Source organism: Corynebacterium hansenii, assembly GCF_030408795.1.
Lineage (GTDB): Bacteria > Actinomycetota > Actinomycetes > Mycobacteriales > Mycobacteriaceae > Corynebacterium > Corynebacterium hansenii.
Genome location: NZ_CP047211.1, coordinates 966,162 through 985,113, shown reverse-complemented (window position 1 = coordinate 985,113; position 18,952 = coordinate 966,162). Strand labels below are relative to the sequence as shown.

Annotated in this window: 18 protein-coding genes; 6 read left to right on the top strand and 12 right to left on the bottom strand. The window is 71.2% G+C overall.

Going from position 1 to position 18,952, the window contains the following annotated elements; all coding sequences use genetic code 11:
• Positions 1 to 75: 75 nt before the first annotated feature.
• The 3 genes from CHAN_RS04420 to sigE all read right to left on the bottom strand — a co-directional run bounded on the left by CHAN_RS04420 (position 76) and on the right by sigE (position 2,761).
• Entirely contained in the window at positions 76 to 1,575 is a 1,500-nt protein-coding gene (locus tag CHAN_RS04420) for a S1C family serine protease (RefSeq protein WP_290292210.1), read from the bottom strand.
• On the bottom strand, positions 1,572 to 1,931 hold the full coding sequence (locus CHAN_RS04415; RefSeq protein ID WP_290292208.1) for a zf-HC2 domain-containing protein: 360 nt from the start codon (positions 1,929 to 1,931) through the stop codon (positions 1,572 to 1,574). Before CHAN_RS04415 ends, CHAN_RS04420 begins: the two co-directional genes overlap by 4 nt.
• Before the next feature lie 167 nt (positions 1,932 to 2,098).
• Entirely contained in the window at positions 2,099 to 2,761 is a 663-nt protein-coding gene (gene sigE / locus CHAN_RS04410; protein WP_290292206.1) for an RNA polymerase sigma factor SigE, read from the bottom strand.
• 208 nt (positions 2,762 to 2,969) lie between these two features.
• Here sigE and CHAN_RS04405 point away from each other — a divergent pair, with 208 nt between their 5' ends.
• Complete coding sequence (locus CHAN_RS04405) at positions 2,970 to 3,596, top strand: O-methyltransferase (protein ID WP_290293316.1); 627 nt, start codon at positions 2,970 to 2,972, stop codon at positions 3,594 to 3,596.
• Between the two features lie 5 nt (positions 3,597 to 3,601).
• Positions 3,602 to 4,762, top strand: coding sequence for an LD-carboxypeptidase (locus CHAN_RS04400; RefSeq protein ID WP_290292204.1), 1,161 nt, complete (start codon positions 3,602 to 3,604; stop codon positions 4,760 to 4,762).
• A 4-nt stretch (positions 4,763 to 4,766) separates the two neighbouring features.
• Here CHAN_RS04400 and CHAN_RS04395 read toward each other — a convergent pair whose 3' ends face one another.
• Positions 4,767 to 5,315: a type 1 glutamine amidotransferase domain-containing protein gene (locus CHAN_RS04395; RefSeq protein WP_290293314.1), complete on the bottom strand. Its 549-nt coding sequence runs from the start codon at positions 5,313 to 5,315 to the stop codon at positions 4,767 to 4,769.
• A gap of 408 nt (positions 5,316 to 5,723) precedes the next feature.
• The gene (gene glgC, locus CHAN_RS04390; RefSeq protein ID WP_377748372.1) at positions 5,724 to 6,941 is read right to left on the bottom strand and encodes a glucose-1-phosphate adenylyltransferase; all 1,218 of its coding nucleotides are present in this window, start codon (positions 6,939 to 6,941) and stop codon (positions 5,724 to 5,726) included.
• Positions 6,942 to 7,124: 183 nt separating this feature from the next.
• Between glgC and glgA the strand changes: the two genes are divergently transcribed.
• From glgA to CHAN_RS04370, 4 genes are read left to right on the top strand one after another with little or no spacing between them, the layout of a single operon-like run.
• Entirely contained in the window at positions 7,125 to 8,321 is a 1,197-nt protein-coding gene (gene glgA, locus CHAN_RS04385; RefSeq protein WP_290292199.1) for a glycogen synthase, read from the top strand.
• Positions 8,322 to 8,331: 10 nt separating this feature from the next.
• Positions 8,332 to 8,853 (top strand): thiol-disulfide oxidoreductase DCC family protein, encoded by a 522-nt coding sequence (locus CHAN_RS04380; protein WP_290292196.1) that lies wholly within the window; start codon positions 8,332 to 8,334, stop codon positions 8,851 to 8,853.
• Positions 8,854 to 8,863: 10 nt separating this feature from the next.
• Positions 8,864 to 9,631, top strand: coding sequence for an acetolactate decarboxylase (budA, locus tag CHAN_RS04375; protein WP_290292194.1), 768 nt, complete (start codon positions 8,864 to 8,866; stop codon positions 9,629 to 9,631).
• A 4-nt stretch (positions 9,632 to 9,635) separates the two neighbouring features.
• Entirely contained in the window at positions 9,636 to 11,522 is a 1,887-nt protein-coding gene (locus tag CHAN_RS04370; protein WP_290292192.1) for a glycoside hydrolase family 32 protein, read from the top strand.
• Positions 11,523 to 12,430: 908 nt separating this feature from the next.
• On the opposite strand, the gene CHAN_RS04365 is transcribed toward CHAN_RS04370, so the two are convergent.
• The 7 genes from CHAN_RS04365 to CHAN_RS04335 all read right to left on the bottom strand — a co-directional run bounded on the left by CHAN_RS04365 (position 12,431) and on the right by CHAN_RS04335 (position 18,828).
• Entirely contained in the window at positions 12,431 to 13,303 is an 873-nt protein-coding gene (locus CHAN_RS04365; protein WP_048742723.1) for a methyltransferase domain-containing protein, read from the bottom strand.
• A gap of 321 nt (positions 13,304 to 13,624) precedes the next feature.
• Positions 13,625 to 13,792 carry a DUF3117 domain-containing protein gene (locus tag CHAN_RS04360; RefSeq protein WP_065421513.1) on the bottom strand — a complete coding sequence of 56 codons (168 nt, stop codon included), beginning with the start codon at positions 13,790 to 13,792 and terminating at the stop codon, positions 13,625 to 13,627.
• A gap of 189 nt (positions 13,793 to 13,981) precedes the next feature.
• Positions 13,982 to 14,893, bottom strand: coding sequence for a glucosyl-3-phosphoglycerate synthase (locus tag CHAN_RS04355; protein WP_290292186.1), 912 nt, complete (start codon positions 14,891 to 14,893; stop codon positions 13,982 to 13,984).
• On the bottom strand, positions 14,890 to 15,702 hold the full coding sequence (gene folP / locus CHAN_RS04350; RefSeq protein WP_290293312.1) for a dihydropteroate synthase: 813 nt from the start codon (positions 15,700 to 15,702) through the stop codon (positions 14,890 to 14,892). Before folP ends, CHAN_RS04355 begins: the two co-directional genes overlap by 4 nt.
• Before the next feature lie 53 nt (positions 15,703 to 15,755).
• Positions 15,756 to 16,604: an LOG family protein gene (locus CHAN_RS04345; RefSeq protein ID WP_048742725.1), complete on the bottom strand. Its 849-nt coding sequence runs from the start codon at positions 16,602 to 16,604 to the stop codon at positions 15,756 to 15,758.
• Positions 16,605 to 16,634: 30 nt separating this feature from the next.
• The gene (dapE, locus tag CHAN_RS04340; RefSeq protein WP_290293309.1) at positions 16,635 to 17,783 is read right to left on the bottom strand and encodes a succinyl-diaminopimelate desuccinylase; all 1,149 of its coding nucleotides are present in this window, start codon (positions 17,781 to 17,783) and stop codon (positions 16,635 to 16,637) included.
• Between the two features lie 64 nt (positions 17,784 to 17,847).
• On the bottom strand, positions 17,848 to 18,828 hold the full coding sequence (locus CHAN_RS04335) for a hypothetical protein (protein ID WP_290292181.1): 981 nt from the start codon (positions 18,826 to 18,828) through the stop codon (positions 17,848 to 17,850).
• Positions 18,829 to 18,952 lie beyond the last annotated feature (124 nt).

Below are 18,952 nucleotides of genomic sequence, written 5' to 3'. Positions count from 1 at the left end.
CCGCCGCGCCACGCGATTGCAGGTGCGGGGCGCGGTTCCCGGCGGACGCGGACCATCCCCGCGGAGTAGCGCGGCCTACCCTCGCGGAGTGACGTCGAGTTCCATGGTCTGCCCGCGGCGGACGATGGTCACGCGGACCGGCTCATCCGCGCCGGCCGACCAGACGGCCACGGTCAGCTCGTCGGCCGACCCCACCGCCCGGTCGCCCACGGCGGTGATCACGTCGCGCTCGCGGATGCCGGCGGCCTCGGCGGGCCCGCCGGGCACCAGGGTGGCGACCTCCGCACCGGTCACGGCCCCGTTCACCGCGGACCGCGCGGTGACGCCGATGCTCGGGTGCACGGGCTCTTCACCCGCGATGAGCTGCTCGGCGATGTCCTTGGCCATGTTGATGGGGATGGCGAAACCCAGGCCCTGCGACCCGCCGGACACCGTGTAGATGACGGTGTTGATGCCGATCACCGCCCCGCGCAGGTCGACGAGCGGCCCACCGGAGTTGCCCGGGTTGATCGACGCATCGGTCTGGATCGCGTCGGCGAAACCGTCGGTGTCGGTGCCCTCGCCCGCCAGGCGCACGGGCCGGTTCAGCGCCGAGACGATGCCCGACGTCACCGTGCCGTTGAGCCCCTGCGGCGAACCCATCGCGATGACGGTGTCGCCGACGCGCACCTTCGACGAATCGGCCAGCTCGGCGACGGTGAGCCCGGTGACGTTCTCCACGCGGATCACGGCCAGGTCGGTCATCGTGTCGCGGCCGACGATGCGCGCGGGCACGCTGCGCGGGATGCCGTCCACCTTGAACGTGACCGTCAGCGTCGCGCCGGGGACGTCGGCGGCGGAGACGACGTGGTTGTTGGTCAGGATGTGCCCGTCGCCGTCGAGGACCACGCCCGAGCCGACGCCACTGATGCCCGGCGCGCCGATGTTGATCGACGCCACCGCCGGTTCGACGCGCGTGGCGACCTCGCCGATCTCGGTCAGGTCGCCGGAACCGGGCCGCCCGTCGACCTGGCGCAGCTCGACGCGCTCGTGGCCCGAGCGGAATGTCTTGCCCGCCCAGCCGCCGGCGAATCCGCCGATCCCGCCGAGCGCCAGCACCACCGCCGCCCCCAGCGCGAGGAAGCGCCACGGCACGATCCGGCCGAACATCGCCTCGCGCACGTCGACGCGCGGCACGGGGACGACGGGTTCCTCCTCGGGCCGCTCCGCCTTCCGCGCCGTCCCGCCGGTGACCATGCGCGTGCGCGCGTCGGCCCACGGCGAGTACCCGCCGCGGCTGCCGCCGCCGGATTCCGCCTGACCGTCCGAATCGCCGAACAGCCCGCCGCCGCCATCGCGTGACGACGCCCCGCCGCTGCCCCGTTCCGGCGGCAACTGCAGGCCCTGGTGGGTGCGGCCGGCGGGCGCGAAGGCCGCGTCCCATTCGATGTCGTGCGCCGCGACGATGCGGCCGAGGTCGACGTCGGCTCCGGCCGTTTCGTCGATGTGCCGGGGATCCGCCCCGCCGACCACGCCCGGCGGCCGCGCGAACGGATCGTTCCGTGCCGGCTCCGGCTGCTCGCCCGGCCCCGTCACTGGCCGTTCCTGGACTTGCGCAGGGTGCGCCACGCCGATTCCACGAACGCCGCCAGCGAATCGGGGCGGCGGTGCGACAGCCGCCGGGCCCCGGGCGCGTTCTCCGGCATCTGGTCCCGCGACATCGACGCCAGGCGCTTCCTCAGATCGGCGGGGATGTGCACCTCGCTGGAATCGCGCAGCCGCCGCGCGGCCTGGCGCTGGCGGGCCACCTCACGGCGGCATTCACCGCACGCGAGCAAATGCTCCTGGGCACGCCGGTGCGCGCTCGGGCTGAGCTCCCCGTCGACGAAGGCCGCCACGGCCTCCGTCCCCAAATGATCGGTCGACGCGAACTCATGATGCGGTGCAGCCATTCCGCGCCTCCTCACGGGTGTCGGGCGGTGGGCGCGAACGCCGGACCGTCGTCAGGCAACCGCGCGGAAAACCGCGGCGCGACGGACCGGCCACCCACCGGATGATTCTCTTGCCCACGATACCGAGGAGCCCCGCGGCGCGGGGCGAACGACGCCGACCGCCCGGATCAGCGCACGTGGCTGAAGCTGCCCAGCTCCTCGCGCTCGCGCTCGGCGGCCTCCAGGTGCGCCCGCAGCTGCGAACGGGCGCGGTGGATGCGGGAACGGACGGTGCCCATCTTCACGCCGAGGGTGTCGGCGATCTCCTCGTAGGTCAGGCCCACGACGTCACACAGGACAACCGCCGCGCGGTAATCCGGGTGGAGGGCGGCCAGCGCGCGCTCCAGGTCCGGATCCAGGTTTGCGTCGGCGTACACCTGCTCCGGCGTCGGCGCGGTGCCCGGCACGCGGTCGTAATTCTCCGGCAGCGCCTCCATGCGGATGGCCTGGCGGTGGCGGACCATGTCCAGGAACAGATTCGTGGTGATGCGGTGCAGCCACCCCTGGAACGTCCCCGGCTTGTAGCGCTTCAACGACCGGAACACCCGCATGAACGTCTCCTGCGTCAGGTCCTCCGCGTCATGCGGGTTGCCCGTCAGGCGGAACGCCAGGCGGTAGACGCTGTCGCCGTGCTCCTCGACGAGCTGCGACCAGCTGGGCATCTCCCCCTCGCCCGCGTCGAAGGCGGCCGTGCCGGAAAGGGTCTCGGGCGCCGCGGAAGCGGCCGTGGCCGTGTCGAGCGCCTCGGGGAGCGCGTCGATGCGTGCGCGGGAAGAGCCTTCGTCGTTCATGGGAGGTACCTTGCCCTATTCACCTGGGGGTCCATTGACCTTAACCTGATAGACGAGTGTGAGTACAGTTCCAATTCGGCAACGAACGTCCGCCCGCGGGTCGCCTTCGCCCCGCGTTTCCGGCGCGCCGTCACCTGCGGGCCGGGCCAAAGACCCTAGACTCGGCCCCGTGACCGATTCCGCAGCTCCGATCTCCGCCCTCGACGCCATGAGCGCCCACATCAACGCCACGGCCGTGGCCGATGAGGCCCTGGCCGGCGCGCGCGACGACGCCGCCGAATTCGGCCTGTCGATCCCCGACGCCGTCGCCGGCGGCATGCTCACCGCCTTCGCCGCCCTCGCCTCGGCCCGCCGCCCCGATGGGCCGGCCGCCGTCGCCGCGACCCCCGCCGTCGGCGTCGTGGGCCTGCACCTCTTCGCCGGCATGCCCGACAACGGCGTGCTGACGTGCATCGATCCCGAAATCGAGCACCAGAAACTCGCCCGCGACGCGTTCCGCCGCGCCGGCGTCGGCCCGTCGCGCCACCGCTTCCTGCCCTCGCGCCCGCTGGACGTGCTGGGCCGCCTGGCGCCGGGCGCCTACGACCTCATCTACGCCGACGTCTCCCCCGCGGAGGTGGCGGTGTTCCGCGAGCGTGCGTGGCCCCTGCTTTCCGACGGCGGCGTGCTCATCTTCGCCGGCGTCCTCCTCGACGGGACCATCGCCGACGAATCCCGCCGCGACCGCGACACCGTCGCCGCCCGGGAGGCCGAGAAGCACCTCCTCGAGCGCGAAGACGCCCTGGTCACCCGCATGCCGATCGGCGCGGGGGCCATTGCGCTGATCAAGAAGTAGGGGCGATGCCGGAGCGAATGGGGCCGGGCTCTCGCCCCCACCCCGACCAGCCGCGGTTTCGCAGGCTCCGCCGGGGCGACCGCGTCGCGGTCATTTCACCGTCCTTCGCGGCGCCGTCGGTGGGCCCGCACGTCCACGAGCAGGCCCTCCGCCGGATCCGCGATGAGCTCGGCCTCGTCCCCGTCGAGTACCCCTGCACGCGCAACCCGTCGTCCCCCGCCGACCGCGCCGCCGACATTCACGCCGCGTTCTCCGATCCGGAGATCCGGGCGGTGTTCGCCACCGTCGGCGGCTCCGATCAGGTCAAGGTCGTCTCGCTTCTCGACGACGACGTCCTCCGCGACAACCCCAAACCCTTCTTCGGCTACTCGGACAACTCGCATCTGCTCAATCATCTGCACGGGCTCGGCGTCGGCGGGTTCTACGGCGGCTCCACCCAGGTTCACCTCGGTGCCGGGCCGGCGATCGACGACATCCACATGATCGCCCTGCGCGCCGCCCTCTTCGGAGAGGCTCCCGGCGGCGATGGTTCGGGCAGCTCCGGCTCCTCCGGCGGCTTCGCCGTTCCCGGCGGGTCCGGCGGCTCCGGAACCTCCGGCAGCGTGGAAGTCGAGATCACGGATCCCGGCGAGATGGAGGATTTCGGCGTCGACTGGCCCTCGCCGGATGCGGTCACGAGGTTCGGCGAGCGGCGTCCGACGCGCCCCTGGGAGTGGTCGGGCCCCTCCATCGAGGTCGCCGGCCCCACGTGGGGCGGCTGCCTGGAATCCCTGTCGGAGATCGGGATGGCGGGGAGGCTGCCCGCTCCGGAAACGCTGCGCGACGCGATCCTCATGGTCGAGACCAGCGAAGAAGTGCCGACTCCGGCGTGGGTCGCCCGATGGATGACGTGCCTCGGCGAACGCGGGATCCTCGGGGCCGTCACCGGCGTCATCGCGGCGTGCCCGCCGTCGTCGACGTTCACGAACGTCCCCTCCGAGGCCGACCGCCGGGCATACGCCGACGATCAGGCGCGCGCGATCATCTCCACCGTGTCCGCGTACAACCCCGGCGCCCCGGTGTGCGTGGGCATCCCCTTCGGGCACACGCGCCCGCAGTGGGTTCTGCCCTACGGCGGGCAGGTGCGCTTGGACGGCGTCAACCGCCGCGTGTTCGCGACCTACTGACGCCTCAGCGCGCGGCGGCGGTCGCCTCGACGATGGCCGAGCAGAACTGCTCCAGGTCACCCGGGTTGCGCGAGGTGATGATGTTCCCGTCGACCACCAGCGGCTCGTCAACCCAGTCCGCACCGGCGTTGAGCAGGTCGTTCTTGCACGAGACGTAGGACGTCAGCTTCGTCCCGGACGCCAGACCGGCATCGATCAGGATCCACGGCGCATGGCAGATCGCCGCGAGCGGGCGGCCGGTCCGGTGGAACGCCTTCACGAAACGCAGCACGCCATCGTCGATGCGCGCCGCATCCGCGTTGAGGGTGCCGCCCGGCAACACCAGTGCATCGAAGCTCTCGACGTCGGCCTCCTTGACGTCGACGTCGACGACGAAGGAATCGGCGTGCTCCCAGTCGCCGTTCATGGCCACGAAGGAACCGTCGGCGTAGGACACGATCACCGGTTCACCGCCGGCGGCCCGGATCGCGCGCATCGGATCGGTCAGCTCGACCTGCTCGACGCCCTGCCCCGCCAGCACCGCCACGCGACGCCCCTCGAGCACGCGGCTCACCGCGGGCGACTGGTTGGCCTGGTCCTGGTCGGCCTGATCCTGATTGGTCGAATCCGTCATGGTCTCCTCATTCCTCATTCGTCCATCATCCGTCCATCGAATCCGGGGCGATGACGCCCCGGCCCGGACCGTCCGACCCGCGACCGCGGATTGCGGCGACCCAGCGGTAACCATTATTCACTGATCGGGGACGGCGTGCCACAACCGGCCGCGCCCCCTGACAACGCAAAAGCCGCGGCACGTGAGAGACACGCGCCGCGGCCGTTCCGCCGAAAACCGGGGCGGACGCCGGGGAGTCAATGACGCCGGGACGTCGTCAAGCGAACGTGCGCGAACGCGCACCTCGCCGACGACGGACGGCGACGCCCCCGACCACCGCCCGAAGCGGCGGCCGGGAACCGGGAAAAGCTACACGACCTCGCCCTTGCCGACGGTGACGACGCCACCGGGGCTGATCTTGAAGCGCTCTGCATCGCGCTCGCGGTCGACGCCGATGATCTCGCCGTCGCTGACCACCACGTTCTTGTCCAGGATCGCGTGGCGCACCACGGCACCGCGGCCGACGCGCACGCCCGGGAAGAGCACCGAGCCCTCCACCGTCGCGCCATCCTCGACGACGACGCCGGTGCTCAGCACCGAATTGCGCACGGTGCCACCGGAAATGATGGTGCCCGCGCCTACCATCGACGCCTGGGCGATGCCGCCCTGGACGAACTTCGCCGGCGGCAGGTTCTCGTCCGCGAAGGTGTGGATCGGCCACTTCTTGTTGTAGAGGTTGAACACCGGGTGGACGGAGATCAGGTCCATGTTCGCCTCGTAGAAGGCGTCGATGGTGCCGACGTCGCGCCAGTAGCCCTTGTCGCGCTCGGTCTCGCCCGCGACGTAGTTGTCCTTGAAGTCGTAGACGTAGGCCTCGCCCTCGTTGACGAGCATCGGGATGATGTCGCCGCCCATGTCGTGGTTCGAGTCCTCGTTCTCCGAATCGCGCTTGATCGCCTCGATGAGCGCATCCGTGGTGAACACGTAGTTGCCCATCGACGCGAACGTCGCCTCCGGGTCATCCGGGGTGCCCGGCGGGTCGACCGGCTTCTCCAGGAAGCTGGTGATCCGGTTGTTGTCGTCGGCGTCGATGCAGCCGAAGGCGTGGGCCTCGCTGCGCGGGACGCGGATGCCCGCGACGGTGACGCCGGCGCCGGACTCGATGTGCGCCTGGACCATCTGCTCCGGGTCCATGCGGTACACGTGGTCGGCGCCGAAGACGATGACGTACTCCGGGGACTCGTCGTACACGAGGTTCAGGGACTGCAGGATCGCGTCGGCCGAGCCGGTGAACCAGCGCTTGCCCAGTCGCTGCTGCGCCGGCACCGGGGTGACGTACTGGCCGGTGATGCCGGACAGCTGCCACGCCTGCGAGATATGGCGGTCGAGCGAATGGGACTTGTACTGGGTCAGCACGCAGATCTTCAGATAACCCGCGTTGACCAGATTCGACAGCACGAAGTCGATGAGGCGGTAGCTCCCGCCGAAGGGCACCGCGGGCTTCGCGCGGTCCGCGGTCAGCGGAAACAGGCGCTTGCCCTCGCCTCCGGCGAGAACGATGGACAGAACATTCGGTTGACTCCTCACGGGTTCCAACCTATATGCGTTTTCGTTGGCCCGCTTCCGATGTGACTACCCCCGCGGCGGCACCTGCGGGCTTTGCGACGGCGGCCCGTGAGGCGGTTAGCGCGCCCCTTCGGGCACGCTCCGCGCCGCCCCCGCGCTTGCGGCCCCCGGCCAAGCCCCGGGAATGCGGATACGCTGGTGACCATGCGAGTTGCGATGATGACCCGAGAGTATCCCCCGGAAATCTACGGCGGCGCAGGCGTGCACGTCACCGAGTTGACGCGCTTCATGCGCGGGCTCGACGGCGTGGAGGTCGACGTCCATTGCATGGGCGCCCCGCGCGACGAGGAAGGGTGCTTCGTCCACGGCGTCGACCCCGAACTCGCGGACGCGAACCCGGCCGTCAAGACGCTGTCGACCGGGCTGCGCATGGCCGACGCCGCGGCGGCCACCGACATCGAGGTCGTCCATTCCCACACCTGGTACTCGGGCCTCGGCGGGCATCTGACCGGCAAGCTCAAGGGCATCCCGCACATCGCGACGGCCCATTCGCTGGAGCCGCACCGCCCGTGGAAGCGCGAGCAGCTCGGCGGCGGCTACGACGTGTCGTCGTGGTCGGAGAAGAACACCATGGAGTACGCCGACGGCGTCATCGCGGTGTCGGCGCGCATGAAGGACGCCATCCTGGAGGCCTACCCGCGCATCGAGCCGGACCGCGTGCACGTGGTGCTCAACGGCATCGACACGGAACTGTGGCACCCGCGCCCGACGTGGGAGGAGTCGAAGGAGGCCAACGGCTGGTCGGTGCTGGAGGAACTCGGCGTCGATCCCTCACGCCCGATGGTGGCGTTCGTCGGCCGCATCACCCGCCAGAAGGGCGTGGCCCACCTGGTCAAGGCGGCGTCGCAGTTCGACGATGGCGTGCAGCTGGTGCTGTGCGCGGGCGCCCCGGACACCCCGGAGATCGCGGCGGAGACCGAGCAGCTGGTCACGGATCTGCAGGCGGAGCGCGACGGCGTGTTCTGGGTGAAGGACATGCTGCCGAAGGAGAAGATCCAGGAGATCCTCACGGCCGCGGATTCCTTCGTGTGCCCGTCGATCTACGAGCCGCTGGGCATCGTGAACCTGGAGGCCATGGCGTGCGGCACCGCGGTGGTGGCGTCGGATGTCGGCGGCATCCCGGAGGTCGTCGTCGACGGCGAGACCGGCACGCTGGTCCACTACGACGAGTCCGACCCGTCCGGTTTCGAGGCCGGCATCGCCGCCGCGGTGAACAAGATGGTCGCCGACCGCGGGGCGGCGAAGAAGATCGGCGAGGCCGGCATGCAGCGCGCGATCGCCGTCTTCAGCTGGGAGAACATCGCCCGGGAGACCGTCGAGGTCTACAAGAGCCTGATGTAGGCCGCTCCACATGTCCCCGCAATTCCCCGCACGAGCCGCGGCCACCTTCGTCTACGACGGCGGCTGCGGTTTCTGCGCGCGTGCGGCGCGGGCCCTGGGCCGGATCACGGTCGCCGGCGCACCGGGTCCGCGTTCGCTTGACGACGTCCCCGCCCCCTCCCTCAACATCGCCTCGTCGTGGGATTACCCGTTCGAGGAGGTCGGCGTGGACGCCGCCCTCATCGAGCGGAACGCGCTTTACGTGGAAGAACGCGACGTGACGGCCGGCGCGAGCACGGGCGCGACCGGCGCGCGCACGGGCGCGGAGAACGACACGGCGCACGCGCCACCGTTCGTCGCGCTGGGCCACGAAGCCATCGGCCACGCCCTGCGCGACCACGGGCGCACCCGCCGGTGGCGCCTGGCCGGCTCGATCCTGCTCAACCCGCTGGTGCGCGCCCCCGCATCCATCGTCTATCGGCTCATCGCAAACAACAGGGTCGCCGCATCACGGGTGACGGAGGCCGTCGTAAAGCGAACGCGGCGGCGCTAGCCTGGGAACCGTGACCATCGACGCGAACCCCGCCCGCGGCAACCACCCCGCGGACCTGCCCACCACCCGACACACGTTCTTCCAGGCGTCGCTGATGACGGCCCTGCTCGACGGCATCTACGACGGCGAAATGTCCATCGGCGAGCTGCTGGGCAAGGGCAACTTCGGCATCGGCACGTTCGACGGCCTCGACGGGGAAATGGTGATCATCGACGGCGTGTGCTGGCAGCTGCGCGGCGACGGCTCCGCGACCAGGGCCTCCATGAACCAGAAGACGCCCTACGCCGTGGTGACCAACTTCGTGCCGCACATCGTCCGCGACGCCCCCGCCGACACCGTGCGCGCCGACATCACCCCGTTCATCGACGCCGCCGTGCCCAGCGCCAACTACATGTACGCGCTGCGGATCACCGGCGAGTTCGAATGGGTGAAGACGCGGACCGTCGTCAAGCAGTCCCGCCCCTACCCCAAGATGGTCGAGGCGACCGAGGCGGACGAATCCGTCGACTTCGAGAACGTCCGCGGCGTCATCGCCGGGTTCCGCACGCCCGTGTACGAAAAGGGCATCTCCGTGCCCGGCTGCCACGTGCACTTCATCGACGACGCCCGCACCGGCGGCGGGCACGTGCTCGACTTCAAGCTGAAGAGCGGCGTCATCGAAATCTGCCCCGGCACCGACCTGCAGCTGCGGCTGCCGCTGTCCGAGGAATTCTCCGGCGCGCAGCTGGCGCCCGAGGACCTGGACGCGCAGATCCACGCCACCGAAGTCAAGGGCTGACGCGGTGGCGGCGAACCGGACTCACCGCCCCGCGTTCCACCTCACGCCCGAGCGCGGCCGGCTCAACGACCCGAACGGGCTGGTCCGGCTGGATGGCGTCTGGCACGTGTTCTACCAGCTCGACCCCGGTTTCCCGCGGGCGCCGCGGCGCACCGGCTGGGGCTACGCGACGTCGGAGGACCTGCTGACGTGGCGCCACCGCCCGCAGGCGCTCCACCCCGACGACGACTACGACGCCGACGGCTGCTACTCCGGCGGTGCCGTCCCGCCGCAGGAGCCGGGCGGGCCCGTTGAGCTGTTCTACACAGGGAACCTGCCGGCGCCCGAGGAGTACGGGGGCGGCGGGGTGACCGGGGCCAGCGGGGTCGGCGGGGACGCTGGTGAGGCCCGGGACGCCGGAGATACCGGGTCCACCGAGGAAATCGACGACGCCGCAGGCGATGTGAGGGCGGCCCTCGCCGCCGACCGTCTGCGCGAGGAGTTCCCCGATGGCCTTCCCGTCGGCCACGTCTGGGGCGCGACGCAGAATCTGGCGACGGCCGACGTGCTGCCCGACGGGTCGCTCGCCGAACCCGTAAAACATCCCGGAAATCCGCTGATCCCGGGACCGCCGCCGGGGATCACCGCGCATTACCGCGACCCGATCGTCACCGAGGATCCCGATCACCCGGGCGTGTGGCGGATGATCCTCGGCGCCCGCACCGACGATGACCGCGGCACTGCAATCGTGCATTTTTCGCGGGATCGCCGCAGGTGGGATGCGGGCCGAGAGCTGCTCATCGACGGCCCGTCGCCTGGCGGCTACATGTGGGAATGCCCGAATCTGCTGCGCATGACGGATGCGGCGACCGGCGAGGATGCCGACGTCCTGGTCCTGTCGCCCCAGGGCATCCGCGCCGACTCCGGCGATCCGCTGCGCAATCGCTACCAGTGCGGGTACGTCGTCGGGCACGTCGAGGCGCCCGAATCTTCCGCCGCTCCCCTGGTTTTCCGCGTGACCACGCCTTTCACGGAGTTCGACCACGGCTTCGAGTTCTACGCGCCGCAGATTTTCGCCGATGGGGACGACGGCGACTCAGGCAACTCCGCCGCGTCGATGTTGGGGTCGAGCGGCCCGGACAACTCCGCCGGGTCGTCTTCGTCGTCGCCCACCGGCCCGGGCGCCGCAGAAAGCTCGGACAAATCCGCTGCGTCGATGTCGTCGCCAAGCGGCCCGGTCATGCTCGGTTGGATGGGCATGCCGGAGGAGGACGATCACCCTTCCGTCGCCGCGGAGGGTTGGGTCCATTGCCTGACGTTCGCCCGCGAGCTCGCACTTCACGACGGCCGCCTCCTCCAATCCCTCATCCTCCCCCCGGGCGAGGAGCTGCCCGAGGTCGGCGACGGTCACATCGGCGGAGTCTTCCGGGTGCGGCTCGAGGGCGACGGGATCGTGGAGCTTTACGACGCCGACCGTCTCGCCGATTCACCCGACACCTCGAAGTCGGCCAATCATGGACTCGCCGAAAACGACAACCGCGCCGCCGATTCACGCGGCACCTCGAATTCGACCCCACACGGAACCGTCGAAGGCACCACCTGCGACAACACCGGCGAAACGCCGCTGGTCACGGTGTCGTTGACCGGTGATCGCGTGACCGTGACGCGCAGCGATGCCGCCGCCCCCAACCATTTCGGCGATGAGCGTGCCACGACGTTGCGGCCCACCGAAGCGACGAACGGCACAGGAGCTGCCGGCGGCCATCGCCTCGATGTCGTCGTTGATCGGTCGGCGATCGAGATCATCGCCGACGACGGTGCCGGCGTCTTCTCTCTCCGAGCGTTCACGGGCGGCGGGGGAGGTTGGGCGGTCCGGCGGCGTTCGTGTCATTCGGTCAACACTCCCGAGTAGCACACTCGACCACCAGCGGTTTCCCCAACGCCACGTGCGGACCGTCGATCAAATGACACGACGCCCCCTCTGGCCGGCCGCTAACCCACCCGCAATGGGGCCAATCGCCGAACCCTCGCCCCCGGTAGACACTTGCCGGCCGTAAACCCACCTCGGATGTGGCCAATCGCCGACCCCAAGACTCCGGTCGACACTTGCCGGCCGTAAACCCACCTCGAAATGGGGCCAATCGCCGACCCCACGCCCGCCGCCGGCACTCCCCGACCCTCATCCCGAGGCGTTCGTGTCATTCGGTCAACACTCCCGAGTAGCACACTCGACCACCAGCGGTTTCCCCGACGCCACGTGCGGACCGTCGATCAAATGACACGACGCCCCCTCGGGCCGGTCATAAACCCACCTCGAGTGGGCCCAACCGCCGACCCCAAGACTCCGGTCGACACTTGCCGGCCGTAAACCCACCTCGAAATGGGGCCAATCGCCGACCCCACGCCCGCCGTCGGCACTCCCCGACCCTCATCCCGAGGCGTTCGTGTCATTCGGTCGGGGTTCGCGGGTGGGAGGTGTCGCAAAGTGCTACCACCGCTCCGCAAAACTCCAGGTCGGGGTTTTGAGTGGGCCGAAAATGTGCACTTTTCGACGGTCGCCGGGACGTGGAGGGGCCACTTCGGTGAAGCGGTCGGGCGCGTCAGGTCGGCGGGAACGGACGGCCTGGCGTGGTGGGGCCGCTCAAACCAGGAGGTGGAAGGAAGTCGACCGGACGTGGAGGGGGCACCCAGACGAGGAGGTGGGAAGAGGTCAGCCGGGCGTGGATGGGCCACTCCGGTGAAGAGGCCGTCGCACCACCCCGAAAACGACGAAACGGCCGCCCACGAGGAGGGCGGCCGTCGTCAAGCGAAAACCGGGCGCTACCCCACCTTGCCCAAACGCGTCACGTACGCGCGGGCCGTGACCTCCATCTGCGTGGGCAGCGCCGCAATCCGCTCCGCCAGCACATCCGGGTGGATGTGGCGCGCCGACGGGCTCATCCCGATCTGCGACGCAATGGCATCCTGATCCAGCGTCATGGTGAACTCCACCAGCTCCGGCTCCCCGACCGGCACGAGATGCCCCTCGGCCTGCGCGATCATGCGCTCGACCTTGCCGCGCTCCACATCGATGATCCCCAGCGGCTGGCGCAGCTCACCGAGGTGGCCCGTCGCCGCCGTGAGCACCACGACCTGCCCGCCCGGCTTGAGCACCCGCGCGAACTCCTCCGCGTTGCGCGGCGCGAAAATCACCGTGATGGCGTCGATCGACCCATCGCGGATCGGCAGCCGCGCCCACGCATCGGCGACGACCGCACCGACCCGCGGATGGCACTTGGCCAGGTGCTTCGCCGCCGGCACCGACACGTCGATGCCCACGCCACGCGCGCCATCGACGCCGTCGAGGGTGTGCGCCAGGTAGTAGCCGGTGCCCGCGCCGATCTCCAGGATCGCGGGGTTCGCCTCCTCCGCGACGCCGGCGTCGTCCAGGACGTCCTGCACGTTGCCCGTCACGGCCTCGACGAACGGCGCGTAATGCCCGCCGGAGAGGAACTCCTCGCGGGCGCCGATCATCTTCGCGTCATCGCCCGAATAGCGCAGCCCCGCGCCGCCCGCCAGCGTCACGTAGCCCTGCTTCGCGACGTCGTAGCTGTGGCCGGACTCGGACTTCAGCGTCGCCCACTCGGGGTCGCCGCAACGCAGCGGGGACCCGTCGATGGGGTCTGCGAGCACGTCGATGATGTCGGCGAGCAACCTGGTTCCTCCTCGGAAATCGGGCGAACCGGCGGCGATGACCGCGGTCGCCGGTGAATGGTGGCCAATCCTACCGGGCGCGCCCCCGCCCGCGGCCCCCGGCCCCCTCCATCGGGTCCGGCAAACGGGCCGGTCGGAAGGGGCGGGCATGCTGGGCGGGACAGACTTCCCGGCCAGGCCGTCCGGCCAAACCGGCCGGGCCACCCCGCCCCTCCCCACGCAAACGCAACGCCCCGCCGACATTTCGTCGGCGGGGCACGGCGAACATCGGCCGGGTCCTCGGGTGGCGGGGCTCCCGGCGCGATCGAAGATCGTCCGGGGCTACTGCCCGACGGCGCTGAGGGCGGCACCGAGCTCGGCGGCCTCCTCCGGCGTCAGCTCCACCACCAGGCGCCCGCCGCCGTCCGCGGGAACGCGCATCACGATCTTCTTGCCCTCCTTCACGGCCTCCAGCGGGCCATCTCCGGTACGGGGCTTCATCGCTGCCATGTGGTTCTCCTCATTCGCGAAAATGCATGGGCGGCTCATCGTCGATGCCGCGCCTGTGTGTCCATGATACGCGCTTTCGCACCGCCGGGGGCCGTTCCGGGCCATTCGGCAACCGGGACAGCACCACGGAGAACAGCCCCCAGAACATGGGAATGAGCAGCACATATAAGGTGAATGCGAGAGCTTGGATCATTGTTTCATAACCTCTCCCGGAGCGCCCGCGCCGAGCACCCGCGCCAGCGGCGGGCGGTCGTCCGGCAAGTCCTCCGCGGTCGCGGGCTCCAGGCCGATTTTGCGCAGCAGCGTCGCCGACACGTCGACGGCCATCGGGCCGAGCTGCCCCAGCGGCCGGTTGCGGTGGGCGCGCACGCCCAGGTCGACTTCGTGGATGGTCTCGGCGCCCCACCGGTCGGCGACGTCGACGAGCAGGCCGATCTCGACGCCGTACCGCGCCGCGAACGGCAGTTCCATCAGGTCGGCGCGGCGGGCGGCGTATTCGCCGGACAACGGTTGGCGGATCACGGCGAGGTCGGGCCGGAAGGCGGCGAGCAGCGGCCGGGCGGTCAGTTCGGTGACGCGCCCGCCGCCGACGTCGCCCGGGGTGTCGCGGCGGTAGTGACCCTTGACCAGCCGCACGTCGTCGCCGTTCAGCAGGGGCGCCACCAGCGAGGGCACGAACGTCGGCGACGGGTCGCGCAGGTCGGCGTCGAGGAACACCACGATGTCGCCGCGCGCCGCCGCGACGCCGCGCCACATCGCCTCGCCCTTGCCTGGCCGGGTGGGCACGCCGGGCAGGGCGTCGGCCCAGTTGACCACGCGCGCGCCGGCGGCCGCGGCGACCTCGGCGGTGCGGTCGGACGAATCGGAATCGACCACGATGATCTCGTCGACGATCCCGGCCGCCAGGCTCGGCAGCACCGACTCGACCACGGCGCCGACGGTCGCTTCCTCGTCGAGGGCCGGCAGGATCACGGATACGGTGGGCCGCTTGACGACGCCCGCGTCCCCGCCGTCCGCCGTCCCCGTCGCGGCTCCCGAACCGACGCCCGTCGCGCCGTCCCCCGCGCCGCTGACGCCGCTCACGCCCTTCACGCCGCTCATTGCAGCCCCCGGATCGTGGACAGGGGCGGGACGTCGCCGCGGATGGCGCCGATCATGCGGCAGACGTCGACGGTGTCGCCGACTTCGTGGACGCGGAACATGGCCACGCCCTTCGCCGCCGCCCATGCGGTCGCGGCCAGCGTCGCGGGCACGCGCCCCTCGAGGCCGCGGCCGACGGTTTCGCCGACGAAGTCCTTGTTGGACAGCGCCATCAGCACGGGCCAGCCTGCGTCGACCAGCTCGTCGAGCCTCCGCAGCAGCTCGAGCCCGTGGAAGGTGTTCTTGCCGAAGTCGTGCGTCGGATCGACCAGGATCCGGTCCTCGGGCACGCCGCAGGCCACGGCCTTCTCCGCCAGGGCGGCGGTCTCGGCGATGACGTCGGACACGACGTCGTCGTAATGCACCCGGAACGGCCGGGTCCGGGGCACGGCGCCGCCGGTGTGCGAGCAGACGTACCCCGCGCGGTGGGCGCCGGCGACCTCCACGAGCTCTGGGTCGTGCCCGGCCCACGTGTCGTTGACCAGGTCGGCGCCGGCGGCGATGGCGGCTTCGGCGACCGACGCCCGCCACGTGTCCACGCTGATGGTCACCCCGGGGTGCCGGCGGCGGGCCTCGGCGATGGTGGGCACGACGCGGTCGATTTCCTCGGCGGCGTCGACCACCGGCCCGGGCCCGGCCTTCACCCCGCCGATGTCGATGACGTCGGCGCCCGCGGCGACCACGGCGTCGATGCGCGCCAGGGCGGCGTCCTCCGCGGCGGTGGCCCCGCGGTCGTAGAAGGAATCGGGCGTGCGGTTGACTATCGCCATCACCGCGGGCAGCGGCGTCGGCTGGAACGCGCTGGCCACCCGTCGAGAAGCGTTCACCGTCGGTCCAGCAGCCCCTGGTCGCCGTCGCGGTGGGCGCGGGCGACGGCGCGGCGGGCGGCTTCCTCGCGGCGGTCGCGCTCCTGCCCCTCGTGGGCGGCGACGATGAATTCCAGCGCCTCGTCGATGGAGTCGGTGACCAGGAACAGGTCCATGTCCTCCGGCGAGATCATGCCCTCGGCCAGCACGCGGCCGCGGATCCAGTCGATCAGGCCGCCCCAGAACTCGGTGCCGAGCATGACGACGGGGAACCGCGTGACCTTGCCGGTCTGCACCATGACCAACATCTCGAACAGCTCGTCCAGGGTGCCGAAGCCGCCGGGCAGCGCGATGAACGCCTGCGAGTACTTCAGGAACATCGTCTTGCGCACGAAGAAGTACCGGAAGTTCAGCCCCAGGTCGACCCAGTCGTTGAGCGACTGCTCGTGCGGCAGCTCGATGCCCAGGCCCACGGACAGGCCGTCGGCGTCGTAGGCGCCGCGGTTGGGCGCCTCCATCAGGCCGGGGCCGCCGCCGGTGATGCAGGCGTAGCCGGCGTCGACGATCGCGCGCCCGAGTTCGCAGCCCTGGATGTAGTACGGGTGATCCTCGGGGGTGCGGGCGGACCCGAAGACGGTGATCGCCTTGGGTATCTCCGCCAGCGCGCCGAACCCGTCGACGAACTCGGATTGGATCCGCATGACGCGCCAGGTGTCCGTGTGCAGCCAGTCGGTGGACTGGTGCGGGTCGAGCAGGCGGCGGTCGGTCGTGGACCGGTTGTGGTCGGCCGCCCCGGTGTCGCGGACCATGATGGGTCCGCGCAGCTGGCGCTTGCGGTCCGGGGACGGGGTGCGGTGGGGGGCCATGTTCGTGGTCTCCTGGGTCGGTTGGTTGCTTTACGACGACGCCGGCGCGGTGGTCAGATAGCGCAGCAGGTCGTCGGACAGCGCCGTGATCATGTCGACGGGGATCTGTTCGTCGCGCTTGTGGCAGTAGGCGGGGTCGCCGGGGCCGAAGTTGACGGCCGGCAGGCCCAGTCCCGCGAATCGCGAGACGTCGGTCCACCCGTACTTCGGCTTGGCCACTCCCCCGGCCACGTCGACGAGTTCCGCGGCGGCCGGGCGGTCGAGCCCGGGCAGCGCGGCGGGGCTGACGTCCTCTACGTCGACCTCGACGAGGGGATCGTCGATGGCCAGCACGTCCATGAGGTGCGCCATGGCCTCGTCTGCGCTGCGGTCGGGCGCGAACCGGTAGTTGACGTACGCCCAGGCTTCGTCGGGCACGGTGTTGGTGGCCACGCCGGAGTGGATGTGGACGACCTGCATTCCCTCACGGTAAGTCAGGCCGTCGATCTCCGCAGTTCCGGCGGAATAGGCGGCGACGCGGGAGAGCACGCCGACCAGCCGGTGGGCGGCGTTGTCGCCGAGCCACGCGCGGGCGGAGTGGGCGCGGGTGCCGCGGGCGGTGATCTTGACGCGGATGGTGCCCTGGCAGCCGGCTTCGATGACGTTGCCGGAGGGTTCGCCGAGCAGGGCGACGTCGCCCTCCAGCAGCTCGGGGTGGCTTTCGGAGAGGTGGCCCAGGCCGTTGAATTCGCCGGCGATTTCCTCGCAGGCGTACATGATCAGCGTCAGGTCCCGCTGCAGATCCCCGGAGCCGGCCAGCGTGGCGAAGGCGTGGAGGTAGCAGGCGTCGCCGCTCTTCATGTCCACCGCGCCGCAGCCGAAGAGGGTGTCGCGGCCCTCTGCGTCGACGCCGCGGGTCGACGGGACGTTGTCGGCGATGGGCACGGTGTCCAGGTGGCCGGCGAGGATGACGCGCTGCGGCAGGCCCCGGTGGGTGCGGGCGACGATGTTGTCGCCGATGCGCTCGACGGTCACCTCCGGCATTCCCTCCGGGATGCTCCGCGCCACGTCGCGCAGCGCGGCCTCTACGGCATCGGCGATGCGGGCTTCGTCGCGGGAGACGCTGGGGATGTCGATGAGCGCCGCGGTCAGCTCGACGGGGTCCGCGCGCAGGTCGAGGACGTCGCGGGCCGTGTCCACGGTCCCGTCCGTCCGAGCGGCCCCGGCGGCCCCGAAGGCCCCGGTGGAAGCGGCGGAGGTGTCTTTAGCGTTCACCCGACCCAGGGTAGCCATCCAGGGCGCGGAGCACGCGGGCATGCAGGTCGGCGGCGATGCCGTGGCGGGCGTCGCCGTCCGGCGGGGTGCCCGCGCCGAGGTGGGCGGCGAGTTCCTGGGGTTCGGTGGCGATGATCTCGACCGCGCCCGCCGTCCCGCCTTCCCCCGTTCGGCCGGTTTCGCCCGGCGCGGCGGAGGGTGCGGGGGCCGGGCCGTCGCCAAGCTCAGTCGCCCCGCCAAGCTCGGTGCCGTCGCCAAGCTCCGTGCCCTCCCGCAGGACGAAGACCCGCGCGGTCGCGCCTTCGGGCAGGCGCGGCAGCGGCGGCGCCTGGTCGGCGCGGTCCAGGCGCGGGCCCCACGCGACGACGGCGACGCGGGATCCGTTGACCGCGACGGCCGGCTCCCCCGCCAGGACCGTCGCGCCGGGCAGGGGGCGGCAGACGGCGGCGAGCAGGCGCACCGCCGGGTCCGAATGCGACCCGACGACGGCCGGCCCGGGGTCGCGGCGGAATTCGGGGTCGAGGTCGTCGGCCGCCGCGCCGAGTTCGTCGCGGGCCCAGTCGGGCAATGCGGCCAGCCTCCGCTCCCGTTCCGCTTGGCGACGGTCCCACGACACCCGGACCGCCGCACCCCCGACCAGCCCCGCGGCGAGACCCGCGAGCGGGACTCCGACCAGAACGGGCAAACCCGCGGGACCCGGTGCCGACAGACCCGAGACGATGGCCCACACCGCCGGGACGCCCACCGCCGCAGCGGCCGCCAATGCCCATGCCCCGGAGGCCACGCCGGCGAAAACGCCCCAGCTCAGGCACCACGCCAGCACCACGAGCATCGCCGTCCACGCCAGCAAAGGCCAGCCGACGACCACCGCCACCACTCCCAGGACCAGCGCGATCAGCGCCGCACCGCCGAGCGCCTGTGACGCCGCGATCGCGCCCTTCGCCGCCCTCGGCAGATCCGAACGGACCAACAGCGCGGAGGTGACGGACGCGCGCCCCTCCCGACGCGCCGGGCCCGACCGGTTCGAGGGACTCCCGGGGCGCGGCCGGCGCCCGGAACCCGGGGATCGGCGGGACGGATCGCTGGTCGGCTGG

What these genes read in the sequence shown, in the direction of transcription:
- CHAN_RS04415 (WP_290292208.1), bottom strand. Translation starts at nt 1,931, where the DNA reads ATGGCTGCACCGCATCATGAGTTCGCGTCGACCGATCATTTGGGGACG.
- sigE (WP_290292206.1), bottom strand. Translation starts at nt 2,761, where the DNA reads ATGAACGACGAAGGCTCTTCCCGCGCACGCATCGACGCGCTCCCCGAG.
- CHAN_RS04405 (WP_290293316.1), top strand. Translation starts at nt 2,970, where the DNA reads ATGAGCGCCCACATCAACGCCACGGCCGTGGCCGATGAGGCCCTGGCC.
- CHAN_RS04400 (WP_290292204.1), top strand. Translation starts at nt 3,602, where the DNA reads ATGCCGGAGCGAATGGGGCCGGGCTCTCGCCCCCACCCCGACCAGCCG.
- glgA (WP_290292199.1), top strand. Translation starts at nt 7,125, where the DNA reads ATGCGAGTTGCGATGATGACCCGAGAGTATCCCCCGGAAATCTACGGC.
- CHAN_RS04380 (WP_290292196.1), top strand. Translation starts at nt 8,332, where the DNA reads ATGTCCCCGCAATTCCCCGCACGAGCCGCGGCCACCTTCGTCTACGAC.
- CHAN_RS04360 (WP_065421513.1), bottom strand. Translation starts at nt 13,792, where the DNA reads ATGGCAGCGATGAAGCCCCGTACCGGAGATGGCCCGCTGGAGGCCGTG.
- CHAN_RS04355 (WP_290292186.1), bottom strand. Translation starts at nt 14,893, where the DNA reads ATGAGCGGCGTGAAGGGCGTGAGCGGCGTCAGCGGCGCGGGGGACGGC.
- folP (WP_290293312.1), bottom strand. Translation starts at nt 15,702, where the DNA reads ATGGCGATAGTCAACCGCACGCCCGATTCCTTCTACGACCGCGGGGCC.
- CHAN_RS04345 (WP_048742725.1), bottom strand. Translation starts at nt 16,604, where the DNA reads ATGGCCCCCCACCGCACCCCGTCCCCGGACCGCAAGCGCCAGCTGCGC.